Here is a 13,807-nt window from a genome sequence, read left to right as displayed (position 1 = left end):
CAGGCCATAGCAACACAGGATTCGATATTTCGGGCATTTTCAATCACTGCAAACCGCACGCACTATCCCTTTGTAATGAAAGACAATCACGGGACTGTATCTCGCTCCAATAGGAAACATCGTTATCAGAATACCTATATTTTACAATCCCTTTGAAGCTCAAGTAGCAGGCATTAGGGATATAAGCCCAACGACAACTGAAACTACTGGTTTCGCTCATACCACCCTTTCGAACGATTCACCACCCGCACAACCAGCAGCATCACCGGCACTTCGATCAACACGCCAACCACAGTTGCCAGCGCGGCACCGGAATGAAAACCAAACAGGCTGATTGCCGCTGCGACGGCCAACTCAAAGAAGTTCGATGCACCTATCAGGCTGGATGGACAAGCAATATTGTGCTTTTCGCCCACCAGTCGATTCAACCCATAGGCCAGCGCCGAGTTAAACAGCACCTGAATCAGAATCGGCACCGCCAGCAGAGCAATGACCAGCGGCTGTTGCAGAATGGCTTCGCCCTGAAAAGCGAACAGTAACACCAGCGTTGCCAGCAATGCCGCCATCGACCACGGGCCGATTTTCGTCAGCGCACTGTCAAATGCCGCCTGCCCCTTGCGTAACAGTGCCTTACGCCAGAGCTGGGCCAGAATAACCGGCACGACGATATACAGCACCACTGAGGTCAACAGCGTGGCCCACGGCACGGTGATGGAGGATAAACCGAGCAGCAGGCCAACCATCGGCGCAAAGGCGAAAATCATGATGGCATCATTTAGTGCCACCTGCGACAGCGTGAAATAGGGATCGCCATTAGTCAGGCGACTCCAGACAAACACCATTGCCGTACAGGGTGCGGCGGCCAGCAGAATAAGCCCGGCAATGTAGCTGTCAAGCTGATCGGCTGGCAGCCACGGCGCAAACAGGTAACGGATAAACAACCAGCCGAGCAAGGCCATCGAGAACGGCTTAATCAGCCAGTTGATAAACAATGTCACGCCGATCCCGCGCCAGTGAGCTTTGACCTGACCCAGCGCCCCGAAATCAATGCGCAGCAGCATCGGAATAATCATTACCCAGATAAGCAAACCTACTGGCAAATTGACGCGGGCGATCTCCAGACCGCCGATAACGTGAAAAACACCCGGCATCACCTGTCCGAGCAGAATGCCAATAGCGATGCAGAGCGCAACCCAGACGCTCAGGTAACGTTCAAACAGGTTCATGGCCGGAGCGGCCTGGGTTTGTGCGGACATGTCAGGTTCCTTTGGGTTTATTTTCCCGTTGTGCTCAGTTGTAGTAAACGCTCAACGCCGACAGGCTCTTCCGCCTGTAGCGGTACCAGCGCGCAGCGGCGGGCATGGTGAGTACAGACGGCATCAATCTGCGACCGTTCACGTTCTGCCCGCTGACGCAGCAGCGGCGAAGTGGTCGGCGTATTGATCAGGCTGTTATTAATTACCCAGCCCCACGGTTCAATCCCTGCACGGCGCAGATCGTCCTGCAAATGGGCGGCTTCCAGTACCGGTGTGGTTTCCGCCAGCGTGGCGATGAGCACTTTTGTCTGTTCGCTGTCCTGTAGACGCATCATGGGCGTCAGTACCGGTTGACCGTGCTCACCGGCCAGTCGGGCAATCTCGCGATGATAAGCGCCAGTAGCATCAAGCAGCAGCAACGTATGGCCGGTCGGTGCGGTATCCATGACGACAAACTGCTTACCCGCGTCCTGAATGATGCGGGAAAAAGCCTGAAACACGGCGATCTCTTCGGTACAGGGAGAGCGCAGATCCTCTTCCAGAACGGCGCGCCCCTGTTCGTCGAGGTTTTTACCCTGCTCAGCCATCACCTGCTGTCGGTAACGCTCGGTTTCGGCCAGTGGATCGATACGACTGACGGTCAGACCGTCGAGTGAGCCGTCCAGCGTGTCGGCCAAATGCGCCGCCGGATCGGATGTGGACAGGTGAACCGGATAACCGCGACGGGCCAGTTCGACGGCAATAGCCGCCGCCAGCGTGGTTTTCCCCACGCCACCTTTGCCCATCAGCATGATCAGGCCATGTCCCTGCGACGCGAATCCATCAATTAGCGATGACAGCGAAGGGAGGTCAACGGGCGGTATCTCTCCGCTTTCCACCAGCGCGCCTGTTGCGCTGTCGTCCAGCAGGCCACGTAATGCCGACAGACCCACCATATTGAACGGTTTTAGCGGCAGGCGATCGCAGGGCAATGCACGCAGGTTATCAGGTAGATGTTGTAGCGCCTGTTGCTCACGCTGATACAGTGCCTGTGCCAGCATATCGTGTGCAGCTTCCTGCTCAGGCAACAGGCCGTTAATGACCAGATACTGCTGCGTCAGACCGATGGCGGCCAGTTCGTCCACGGCGGCGCGATACTGGCTGCGCTGTTTTTCCAGCCCGGCCAGCGGTCCGAGACAGGTCGCACCGTGCTGGCTGTTGTCGAGATAGCCGCTCCACGCGCCGGGCAGTTGCAGCATTCGCAGCGTATGGCCGGTTGGCGCGGTGTCGAACACAATATGATCGTACTCATCGCGCAGTTGCTGGTTAGTCAGCAATGCGGTGAATTCATCAAAGGCGGCAATTTCGGTGGTACAGGCACCAGAAAGCTGCTCCTCAATACCTGCCACGATGTCGTCCGGCAGAATGCCACGCACTGGCCCGACAATGCGTTCACGGTATGCCGCTGCGGCAGCGGACGGATCGACTTCCAGCGCGGACAGTCCGTTAACCGCTGTAACCGGGGTTATCTGATGGCCGATGGTCTGTTCAAATACCTGTGCGACATTGGACGCAGGATCGGTACTGACCAGCAATACGCGTTTGCCGGAAGCGGTTAAATGAATCGCGGTAGCGCAGGCCAGCGATGTTTTACCCACACCGCCTTTACCGGTAAAAAACAAAAAGGGGGACACCTGCCGAAGCATCAGCATAAAAAAGACTCCTTTAAATTAAATAAAACGGGAAATCAGTCCATCAGCAGCACTTATCGCCACCGCAACAGGAGGAAGCCGCTGGCGTAAAACTCGAATAGACGGTAAGCCCCATCCAGCGAGCCAGTTCCTCTCTGCGAGGGTAACGACCAGCCAGAGCGACTTCACCATCTACCAGAATCAGCGGTAGCGCCTCTTTGCCGGAACGGGCCAGAAAACCTTTCACGGTTTCGTTCTGTGCGAAGAGCAATGGTTGCTGCGCCAGATTGAAACGCTCAATATTGACGCCCTGCGTTCTGGCCCACTCAAAATCAGCGGCGAACGCTACCAGCGCCGGATCGGTTTCCGGTCCACAGACACCGGAAGAACAACATAAAGCGGGATCGAAAATCTGAATCGTCTTCATTTGATTCTCCATCAACTATTGAAATATAGGTCGTTAAAAAATTTCGCCAATGCGATCCAGTTCGGCTTTCAGACGAGCGCGATTGTGCTGCAATTCATTCAGCGGCAGTGCCAGAAAGGCCTCAATACGCGCCCGTAATGTCTGGTAAGCTGCGACAAAAGCCGCATCGATTTCGGCATCGCTGCCGGTAGCATGGGCCGGATCGTCAACACCCCAGTGAGTACGCATCACGTTGCCGAGATAAGCCGGACAGGTTTCTCCGGCTGCGTTTGAGCAGACTGTCACGACAATATCCGGCGTTTGCGGGAGGTCGTCCCATGATTTGCTGAAATAGCCTTCTGTTGAAATCCCTTCCCGCGCCAGTAACGCCAACGCACGGGGATGCACATAACCCGCCGGGTGACTGCCTGCGCTCATGGCGCGCCATCCGGCAGGAGCCAGATGGTTAAACGTGGCTTCGGCCAGCACGGAACGGCAGGAGTTGCCGGTACAGAGAAAAAGTACGTTCATGGTTTACTCTTTTTCGTGGTGTTGAGTGGGGGTAAAACGGCTTCTGAGCAGGAAGAAGCCGAACGAAAATTCTCGCATTGTTCCGGGTGACCTGAACAACATTCCTCTGTCAGCCAGCCGATTAAATCCAGCATCAGCGGGATGTTGGCACGATAACGCTGGTAACGACCTTCCTGTTCTACCGTCAGCATCCCGGCTTGCGTCAGAGCCTTTAAATGAAACGATAAGTTAGTCGGTGGGATATCCAGCGCTGATGCAATCTCCCCGGCAACCATACCTTCTGTACCCATTTTGATCAGCAGTCGGTATACGTCCAGACGCACACCGGAGGAGAGGGATTCAAAGATGGTTGTGGCGGTTTGTTTTTCCATAAGCAATCAAAAGAGCCTATTGTCAGTGTTTTGGTTTAACGATTCAACTATAGTTGAATCATTGGAGTAATGCAACGTGAAGATTTAGCAGGTGAAGATATCCATCCTGATTTCACTGCCCGGATGTTTGAGGAGACAAGTGTCGATACTATTTTTGTCGCAATCTTATATTAAAAATATAATCTAAAAAATAAATGCGTAGAAGCTCACCGTTGCTGGTGAGCTTCTATTATTTTATGTTTTAGATATTTTTATTTATTATTTCCATTTAAATGTTTCTATACCATAATTTGTTTCGATAACTACTTCCCTCGGCTTGCATGTCGAAAAACGAGCATCAGTTGTCACACCAAAATTAGTGGTATCATCCCATTTAAGGTTATTTGGATTAGTATACCAAATGACTTTGCACTTCCCTCTGTTAACTGTTACGTTTTTAACGGTTAGCCCATCAACATTACTTCTTATTTCATATTTCCAGCGTCCATATGGTACAGGAACACCTTGTTTAATCGTCTCCGCATTAACCGTTAACCCATATGGAGGTTCTTTTGGTTGTACTTTATTGATGCTATCAACATTAGCACCTGAGTTATTTGATGCTTTTGTATTAATGATACCTTTTTCAGTTAGGTTGCCACTAATTTCAATTGTTTTAGATTTACAGTAACTTTTAGAAACCGAATTTCCTTTACCATCAATATGTGAAAAAGAAGCTGAAGCATTCATATTTTCGTCAGTGCTATAATCGATAATAACTTTACCATCAATCTCTTCATCAGTCCCTGTTAGAGTAAAATATGGGTATTTCATACCCGGCTCTGTTAATTCCTGCTTAACACCACCTGATGAAACATCGAGTTTAATGACTGAACCGCCTTCATCAGGATCATCTCCGGGAGCCAAAAATGCGATGTAAACCGTATCGCTGACATGACTAACCGTCATCTGCTCACCATCATCGAGGGTACATTTTAAATCGTACTTTTCATTTGCGAGCGAAAAACCAGAGTATGTTATATTTGTTATTAATACTATCCCACCAATCAATTTTTTCATATGACTATCCATTTGAGTAAAATAAAAAACCATCATGGTTTATTTAAATGTTCCATATTTCTCTTTGGCTATGTTGGTTGAATAGGTATGAGCATTATCCAAACGGTCATATAGCGCCTCAGTATATGGAATATTAACGTAGAGGTATCCTTCATCTGTTTCAACACATACGGTATAGGGTCTGGTTTCCTGAAAAGCATCGACATTTAATATATTACATAGGTCCCTTGCAATGGGAATCCATGAGTTTGGATCATCATTGGGTTTTACCCGATGAACAGTAATGATCTTACTGGCTGGAAAGATATAATCTTTTCCGTTATTACGAATCAACTTTACCATTCCTTTATCTGATATTTGAATATTGTCGAAATACTGATCCATATAAAACTCCTTGTATAAATATTTAGCAAAACAGATGGTGCATTTTTTAATATTAAATTACCAAGCATATAATTTATTTAGGCAATCAAATATTAATTTAAGATTTATAGATAATCCATCATCTTCCTCATAAACATATGCGTTGTGTAGTGTTATTGTTGGGTTATTAGGATCAAAGCTATTATCATCTAACATGCTTATACTTAGCATAGGGAAATCTTTAATAAGAATGTGTGATAATTTAAAATATAGAGTGAGAAAGTTTTCCTCAGCGCTTGATTTTGACATTATATCAGAAGGATTAAATTCCACTTGAATATCAGTAAATTTAATGTTTGACTCATCACTAATAGATTCGCGCTCACGTAAATAATTCCATGAATGTTTAATTGTTAGTAAAAAATCTTTTCTATTGAATTTAACATCGAATGAAACCCCTATTGTATCTCTGCTTTCTCTAAACCTGTCTTTTATATCAAAGCTAAACTCATGGGCTTCTAAGGCCCATGATAAAACAAGTAACCGGGTCCCCATCCTTATAGTCCAGCTATAATCCAGAGAGTCATTTAAATCATCTTTATCTAATTCCGTCCTCATTAGCTCGCCACCATCCATTGTAAATAGTTTATGAAAGTACGCAAAATGCTCCACAAAGTTTAATTTGGATAGCTACGTACATGATTGCAATCAGCAATCTTCGATGTTGTCACTTGCTTTTACTCTTTCCTCCATTTATTTACCCCTTTGTTAACTGGTCAGTTAGCCCTGTAAATCCTGAACGGGATTCTTGGCCCCCCTCAGGAATAACCTGACTAACGACAAGATTTTGTGATCTTTTCAGGAAGGTAGAAGTGTGTAAAATTGTTAATACCGATCGATAATTGGAAATCGATCGTTTTAACCAATAGATTATAGCGATCGATTATTTGAAATTAATCCATTAAATCTATTGATTTTGGGAAACCGATCGACAGCACAGATCAATCAGCAAAGAAGGTTCAGAAGAAATGAATATATGATGGGTGTATGGCTGAGGAAGGAAAGGACAATAAATATCAATATAATCAATCGAATGTATGTCCACATTCCCGGCATACATATCGATCAAACAGTACGCCGTCCATAGCTGAACCCGTAACAGCTCCAGCCGTTGCCCCGGCGACAAACCGTCCCAGCAGAGCACCAATGACCGCCCCTGTCGCTGTCCCCACTACAGGCACAACAGAACCAATCGCAGCCCCCGTTCCCGCACCACTGAGAGCGCCAGCCACACCTCCGGCAATACTTCCCGTCTTCCTGCCAATATGACGTTCACTTACGCGGTCAGAGCCGCATTCCGGGCATATTGTAGTCATTTTACAATTCTCCTTAACTTCAGTTCGTTAGAAAGCAAAAAGGCACCCGAACATTAATGAACGGATGCCTTCTTTAATATTAGCAACAAGTAATGCTTACTCAGCCGTTACGCCAGCCAGTGAATCTATATAATCGGCGTACCACTGCATCATCTCTCTGCGCTGATCCAGATACTGAGCATGGTTGTATGTGCCGCGAATGGTATTTTTGTCCACATGTGCAAGCTGCAACTCGATCCATGCTGAGTTAAAACCTTGCTCATGGAGAATAGTGCTCATGGTGTGACGAAAACCATGACCAGTAGCCCTTCCGCCGTAGCCAATGCGCCTAATTAACACATTCAGAGACATATCGCTGATTGGCTTTACTTTATCAAGCCTGCCCGGAAACACGTACTGGTACCCGCTTGTCATCGTTTTAAGCTCTTTCAGAATAGCGAGCGACTGCGTTGAAAGTGGAACCAGATGAGGCCGACGCATTTTCATGCGCTCTTCTGGAATATTCCAAAGATTGTTTTCAAAGTCGAACTCTGACCATTCTGCTTTGCGTAGCTCACCAGGTCGGGTACCCGTCAAAATGAGAAGCCTCATCGCCAGCTTAATGAGCACGTTCCCACTGTACGCCTGTACTCCGGCAACTCTGCAACTTTCAGGTGCGGATAGCTCTCTTTCTTATGCGGCATCATAACGCTTGCAAGATCGGGAGCTGGGTTTGATAACGCACGTCCTGTAGCTATTGCATACTTCCAAACCTCACCGCAACGCTGGCGAACTTTACGCATTTTCTCCGTGGCCCCTCTTTGCTCAAGACGGGTCAAAACGGACATCAACTCCATCGGGGTGATGGAATCAATTGGACGATGACCGATGTAAGGGAAAACGTCTTTTTCAAAAGTCGCAATCATTTCGGTTCGATAAGATTCAGCCCAAAGGTCATAGCGCCGTTGATACCATTCTTTTGCGATGACTTCAAAAGTATTTCCCAACCTGTCCTGCTGCGCTAACTTCTTTTCCTTGCGACTGTCACTAGGGTTGATACCCGCCGCTAATAGCTCCTGAGCCTCATCTCGTTTTTTACGGGCTTCGGATAGGGAAACTTTGGGATACGTCCCCAAAGAAAGCATCTTAGCCTTTCCCTCAAAACGAAAACGGAAACGCCATCCTTTTGAACCGTTAGGCTCGATTTGCAGAGATAGTCCGTTACCATCCGCTTTCGTATATACTTTCTCAGAAGGCTTCGCACGGCGTATCTCAAGGTCTGTAAGAGGCATATGTATAGTTTTCTCCTCTGAGATCTCCCTGTGTGTATAGTTTTAGAGTGTATAGGAGAATCTATACACATTTCTATACAACATAAGGTGTTGATTTGGGGTAAGTCAGGTTGAATTGAGTTGACGAAAAATCGATAAAAAATCGAGTAAAATCAGTAGGTAGTTGACTTGAGTGGAGTTCGGGAGATTTGAAAATGGAGCGGGTGAAGGGAATCGAACCCTCGTATAGAGCTTGGGAAGCTCTCGTTCTACCATTGAACTACGCCCGCAGGGAGAAATAACTGCCGGACGATTATAAACCGCAAATCATCACGGACAGAAGCAATATTTACCAACAAAACAAGTCTGTTGGCACCCACGGTCAAAATTACTTCGCATCAGAAAAAACGAAGGCTCAGCGAGGTTTAAACTTCACCCTATTTTATGGCTACTACCATGGTTTTTTCGCCGACAGCAAAAAGATCATTGGTCGTTCTTTTTCTTCATCTAACGCGGGGATATCGGCTATCTGTTGAGCTGTTGGCCCCCATTCATTTAAGTGAGTAATCACAAATCCTTGCTTAATCAGCATATTCAGATAAGTACCCAACATGCGGTGCTGTTTCACTATCCCTTCCGCTATCCAGTTGGTTATCCGCTGCCCTTCTGCCTGATAACTATTTACCGGCCATGATTTTTGCCCGTCACCATCAACCAGCCAACCGGGATGTTTCGGTGCGGTATAGATTGGATGCTCAGCGGAAAACACCAGATAGCCACCGGGCACTAACGATTGATAGATGGTATTGAATAGCGCCGGTAAGTTTTCAATATAGTGCAGAGCCAGTGAGCTATACACCAAATCATAGCCATTCTCTGGCAGCTGTAGCGTCTCTAAATCACCAGGTTGATAGCTAATCGCCGGATCGTCTGTCATCTCTCTGGCTTTATTCAACATTTTCTCAGACAGATCGACCCCTAATACCTGGCTTGCACCTCGCTCACGCGCATTACGACAAAACCAGCCATAGCCGCAGCCAAGATCCGCCACGCGAAACCCTTGCATATCCGGCAACATACTCACGATAGCTGGCCATTCCGGTGCACCATCCAAACCATCAACAGAACGGCTAAGCTGAGCATAACCATCAAAGAAAGTCTGATCGTCATAAATATTCTGTGCCATCAAAGTTCTCCGCATCGGCATAACTAAACAATAATCTGAACCAAGTCTACGCCGTAGCCTCCAGAAAGTGAATGTTGGCAGCTATCCCACCCCTCACCCTTCGCCCTTCGCCCTTCGCCCTTCGCCCTTCGCCCTTCGCCCTTCGCCCTTCGCCCTTCGCCCTTCGCCCTTCGCCCTTCGCCCTTCAGGTTAAAGCATCCGAATGTTGCCGAAGGAAACAAAAAAATAGCACGACCCGCAAGGATGCGGGTCGAGGCGCAGCGACGTCGGGAGCGGCTCTGCGCCGGTGCGTCATTTTTTTGCTGACTGAGGTTGCCGCCGCAACGCGGCGGTCAACAATCGGCTGCGCAGGCGCGGGGAGTGCAGAGGGGCGTTCGCCCCAACGCCCCTTTGCTCGACGCAAACACCGCTGCCGAGACAAACACAGCACTTAAAGCGGCGAAACTTACACTGAACCAAACATTCAAACAGCGACGTCGGGAGCGGCTCTGCGCCGGTGCGTCATTTTTTTGCTGACTGAGGTTGCCGCCGCAACGCGGCGGTCAACAGTCGGCTGCGCAGGCGCGGGGAGTGCAGAGGGGCGTTCGCCCCAACGCCCCTTTGCTCGACGCAAACACCGCTGCCGAAATAAACACCGAGCTAAAAGCGGCGAAACTTACACTGACTCAAACCTCAATCCCTTTATATCCCCTCACCTCATCCAAAAAATAAATACAAAAAAACCACATTAACCACCTTAAATTTATTTAAAAAACATTTAAACTTTCATTCATCATTTAAAACAATAAAATAATGTGAACCCTATCAAATAATAAAATAACCCTTATTGTTAATTGGTAATACCAATTCTATTAATAAATAAATCCACCACGTTACCATTATAAAAGTAGGGATATAAATTGGTTATATTCTAATTTCATTTCTGCAAATATGATTTTCTAAAAATGCAAATAAAAACGATTCAGCATAAATTAAAATCAACATAATTCATTAATTTTCATTGATATATGATTAAATTGTTAAATTTAACAATTGACAGAAATAGCATAGCTACGATTCTTTTATATTTACGCCACGCACTTTGATGACTATTATCCGCAGCCACAGACTATTTAGAACCTTTCGTTTCTATAGTCATTAAAAATCCATAAATAAAATATTTCCCTGCTAATTATTAGTTGGAAAAAGTCAATTCAAACATCAGGAAAATAGGATCCTGAGCATATAAATAAAAAACTAAAAAAATAGAAACATCTTCTAACCGCACTAAACCTTAGGAGTAACTTAACGATGGATTTCATCATTGTTCTCGGTGCCCTGTGTTTTCTAATGTTCGCAGCCTATCGCGGATATAGCGTTATTCTGATGGCACCCATCGCTGCTCTCGGGGCCGTTCTTCTCACCCAACCTGCCGCCGTTGCTCCAGTCTTCTCCGGATTATTTATGGATAAGATGGTCGGCTTTATTAAACTCTACTTCCCGGTATTCCTGCTGGGTGCCGTTTTCGGTAAGGTGATTGAACTCTCCGGATTTTCTAAATCAATTGTTGCCGCCGTCATCAAATGGATCGGACGTGAACGTGCCATAATGGTTATCGTGATCGTTTGTGCTCTGCTGACCTACGGTGGCGTATCACTGTTTGTGGTGGTATTTGCTGTTTATCCGTTTGCCGCAGAAATGTTCCGACAGGGGAATCTACCTAAACGATTAATCCCCGGTGCCGTTGCTCTGGGGGCATTCTCATTTACCATGGATGCCCTACCCGGTACGCCACAAATTCAGAATATTATTCCAACCACCTTCTTTGGTACCACTACCTTAGCTGCACCAATTCTGGGCTGTATTGGTGCGGTATTTGTCTTCTGTGTGGGTATGGCATATCTGAACTGGCGTTTACGCAGTGCCATTCGCAAAGGCGAAGGTTATGGAACCAACCTGGTCAATGAACCTGCTCCTGTGGATACCAGCGATTTACCTTCACCATGGCTGGCTATTACACCGCTGATTCTGATTGGCGTAGCCAATATGGCCTTCACCAAGCTGATACCAAAATGGTATGGCGCGGAACATATCGTCTCACTGCCCGGTTTGAAAGATCCTTTAGTCACTAAAGTTCCTTCCATTGTTGGTATTTGGGCGGTAGAAGCCGCACTGCTGTTAGGTATCCTTTTCGTTCTTTGCACCGCGTTTAATGTGGTACGTAAGAACTTCGCCGAAGGAACTAAAGTCGCCATCGGTGGTGCCATGCTGGCATCGGTTAACACCGCCTCAGAATATGGCTTCGGTGCCGTTATTGCCGCACTGCCTGGCTTTATGATTATTCGTGATGCGTTAACCAGTATTCCTAACCCATTAGTCAACGCCGCAGTCACCGTAACTTCACTGGCAGGCGTTACCGGCTCAGCCTCCGGTGGGATGAGTATTGCGCTGGCCGCCATGGGGGAGCAGTTATTGGCTGCTACTCAGGCAGCAGGAATCAGCCCGGAAGTACTGCACCGCGTGGTCGCAATGGCCAGTGGCGGTATGGATACTCTGCCCCACAACGGCGCGGTTATCACTCTGTTAGCCGTTACCGGCTTAACCCATAAAGACTCCTATAAAGATATTTTTGCCGTGACCTGCATTAAGACCCTCGCAGTGTTTGTGATCATCGGCGTTTACTACATGACCGGATTGGTTTGATTTTTAGCTGATAGCTAAGGAAGTATAAAAATGGCTGCTCAATTTGTATCTCTGGATGAGTTTGCCCAATCCATTCAGGATGGGGACAGGCTGGTACTTGGTGGTTTTATCGGCGCGGTAGTACCCGAAGCGCTGGAAAAAGCCGTTGGTTCTCGCTTTAAGCAGGAGGGGCATCCGCGTAATTTGTCCCTCTATTTCGCCGCAGGTCAGGGTGATTCAGCGGAAAGAGCGGTAAACAATCTATCGGAAGAAGGTTTGGTCTCTTTCGTTATCGGTGGCCACTGGGGCTTAATTCCTAAGCTACAAAAGCTGGCTAATGAAGAAAAAATCACCGGCTATAACTTGCCGCAGGGCATCATCGCCCACCTGATGCGTGATACCGCCGCAGGTAAACCAGGCACGCTCAGCCATGTCGGACTGGGAACCTTTGTTGACCCGCGCATTGAAGGTGGAAAGATCAACCAATCTACTAAAGAGGATTGGGTTGAAGTTATCACCATTCATAATAAAGAGTACCTGTTCTACAAACGTTTAGATGCCAACGTCGCTCTGCTGCGCGGTACCACTGCAGATGAAAATGGCAATATCACCATGGAAGACGAATGCCTGTTTGTTGAAAACCTGGCGGCGGCCCAGATGGTGAAAAACAACGGTGGCAAAGTCGTTGTACAGGTAAAACGTAAAGTCAAAGCGGGAACCCTTGAGCCACAACAGGTACGCATTCCCGGCATTCTGGTGGATATGGTGGTGGTGGTTGATAACCCGGCCGAACACATGCAGACCTTTGCAGAACAGCAAAATGATGCTTACTGCCGCCTGACGCCAAAAGTAGAAAAAGACGTTAAGCCGATAAAACTGGATGCCAAAAAAGTGGTTGCCCGTCGTGCCGCTCAGGAACTGAAACGCGGAGCCATCATGAATCTGGGTATTGGCTTACCGGAATACATTTCTGCCGTAGCCGATGAAGAAGGACAGACCGGAGCAATGAACCTGACGGTTGAACCGGGAGCCATTGGCGGCACTCCGGCCGGTGGTTTGAGCTTTGGCGCTTCCGCTAACCCGGAAGCTATCATTACTCAGGATCAGCAGTTTGACTTCTATGACGGTGGCGGCATCGATCAGGCATTCCTTGGTCTGGCCGAATGCGACAAAACCGGCGACCTTAACGTATCCCGTTTTGGTACCAAGATCCCTGGCTGTGGCGGGTTTATCAATATTACCCAAAACGCCAAAGAGGTGTTCTTTTGTGGCACCTTCACCGCCGGAAAATTTGATATTCAGGTTGGTGACGGCAAGTTAACCATCAATAAAGATGGTGATATCAGCAAATTCATCGACAAAGTTCAGCAAATTACCTTCTCGGCAAAAACTGCCAACGAAAACCACAAGCCGGTGCTGTATATCACCGAGCGTGCGGTATTCCGTTTAACCCCACAAGGGCTTGAATTAACGGAAATCGCACCGGGTATCGATCTGGAAAAAGACATTCTCGGCAAGATGGAATTCGTTCCACTGATCAGTCCGAATCTGAAAACCATGGATGAAGCCATTTTCCACGACCGCCCTATTGGTTTAACGCTGAAATAACACCCGTATTGCCGCGCCATTCATCATCCGGCGCGGCAATCAACCCCATTATTTACGTCTATGCTCAACT

At 47.6% G+C, this 13,807-nt stretch carries 12 protein-coding genes, 1 tRNA gene and 1 pseudogene; 2 read left to right on the top strand and 12 right to left on the bottom strand.

Annotated features, from left to right (window positions below):
- Positions 1–203: 203 nt before the first annotated feature.
- From arsB to I2494_RS12365, 12 genes and pseudogenes are all read right to left on the bottom strand, one after another.
- On the bottom strand, positions 204–1,256 hold the full coding sequence (arsB, locus tag I2494_RS12420; protein ID WP_218467170.1) for an ACR3 family arsenite efflux transporter: 1,053 nt from the start codon (positions 1,254–1,256) through the stop codon (positions 204–206).
- A gap of 17 nt (positions 1,257–1,273) precedes the next feature.
- Positions 1,274–2,947, bottom strand: coding sequence for a TRC40/GET3/ArsA family transport-energizing ATPase (locus tag I2494_RS12415; protein WP_218467171.1), 1,674 nt, complete (start codon positions 2,945–2,947; stop codon positions 1,274–1,276).
- Positions 2,948–2,990: 43 nt separating this feature from the next.
- Positions 2,991–3,353, bottom strand: coding sequence for an arsenite efflux transporter metallochaperone ArsD (arsD, locus tag I2494_RS12410; protein ID WP_000849419.1), 363 nt, complete (start codon positions 3,351–3,353; stop codon positions 2,991–2,993).
- Positions 3,354–3,386: 33 nt separating this feature from the next.
- Positions 3,387–3,863: an arsenate reductase ArsC gene (locus I2494_RS12405; protein ID WP_218467172.1), complete on the bottom strand. Its 477-nt coding sequence runs from the start codon at positions 3,861–3,863 to the stop codon at positions 3,387–3,389.
- Complete coding sequence (locus tag I2494_RS12400; protein ID WP_218467173.1) at positions 3,860–4,234, bottom strand: ArsR/SmtB family transcription factor; 375 nt, start codon at positions 4,232–4,234, stop codon at positions 3,860–3,862. Before I2494_RS12400 ends, I2494_RS12405 begins: the two co-directional genes overlap by 4 nt.
- Before the next feature lie 258 nt (positions 4,235–4,492).
- The gene (locus tag I2494_RS12395) at positions 4,493–5,293 is read right to left on the bottom strand and encodes a hypothetical protein (protein WP_218467174.1); all 801 of its coding nucleotides are present in this window, start codon (positions 5,291–5,293) and stop codon (positions 4,493–4,495) included.
- 39 nt (positions 5,294–5,332) lie between these two features.
- Positions 5,333–5,677, bottom strand: coding sequence for a hypothetical protein (locus tag I2494_RS12390; RefSeq protein ID WP_218467175.1), 345 nt, complete (start codon positions 5,675–5,677; stop codon positions 5,333–5,335).
- A 57-nt stretch (positions 5,678–5,734) separates the two neighbouring features.
- Positions 5,735–6,274, bottom strand: coding sequence for a hypothetical protein (locus tag I2494_RS12385; protein ID WP_218467176.1), 540 nt, complete (start codon positions 6,272–6,274; stop codon positions 5,735–5,737).
- Positions 6,275–6,741: 467 nt separating this feature from the next.
- A complete protein-coding gene (locus tag I2494_RS12380) occupies positions 6,742–7,032 on the bottom strand; it encodes a complement resistance protein TraT (protein ID WP_218467177.1) in 291 nt (96 codons plus the stop codon).
- 96 nt (positions 7,033–7,128) lie between these two features.
- A pseudogene (locus I2494_RS12375) lies at positions 7,129–8,303 on the bottom strand (tyrosine-type recombinase/integrase).
- Between the two features lie 195 nt (positions 8,304–8,498).
- A tRNA-Gly gene (locus I2494_RS12370) sits at positions 8,499–8,572 on the bottom strand.
- 161 nt (positions 8,573–8,733) lie between these two features.
- Positions 8,734–9,468, bottom strand: a complete 735-nt coding sequence (locus tag I2494_RS12365) for a class I SAM-dependent methyltransferase (RefSeq protein ID WP_218467178.1) — start codon at positions 9,466–9,468, stop codon at positions 8,734–8,736.
- A gap of 1,290 nt (positions 9,469–10,758) precedes the next feature.
- Here I2494_RS12365 and I2494_RS12360 point away from each other — a divergent pair.
- Both I2494_RS12360 and I2494_RS12355 read left to right on the top strand, forming a co-directional pair.
- Entirely contained in the window at positions 10,759–12,150 is a 1,392-nt protein-coding gene (locus tag I2494_RS12360) for a GntP family permease (protein ID WP_218467179.1), read from the top strand.
- Positions 12,151–12,180: 30 nt separating this feature from the next.
- On the top strand, positions 12,181–13,737 hold the full coding sequence (locus tag I2494_RS12355; RefSeq protein WP_130590524.1) for an acyl CoA:acetate/3-ketoacid CoA transferase: 1,557 nt from the start codon (positions 12,181–12,183) through the stop codon (positions 13,735–13,737).
- The last annotated feature ends 70 nt before the right edge of the window (positions 13,738–13,807 follow it).

Source organism: Limnobaculum allomyrinae (assembly GCF_016649425.1).
Taxonomy (GTDB): domain Bacteria; phylum Pseudomonadota; class Gammaproteobacteria; order Enterobacterales; family Enterobacteriaceae; genus Limnobaculum; species Limnobaculum allomyrinae.
The sequence above is the reverse complement of the archived record's forward strand: the minus strand, read 5'-3'. Positions and strand labels throughout refer to the sequence as shown.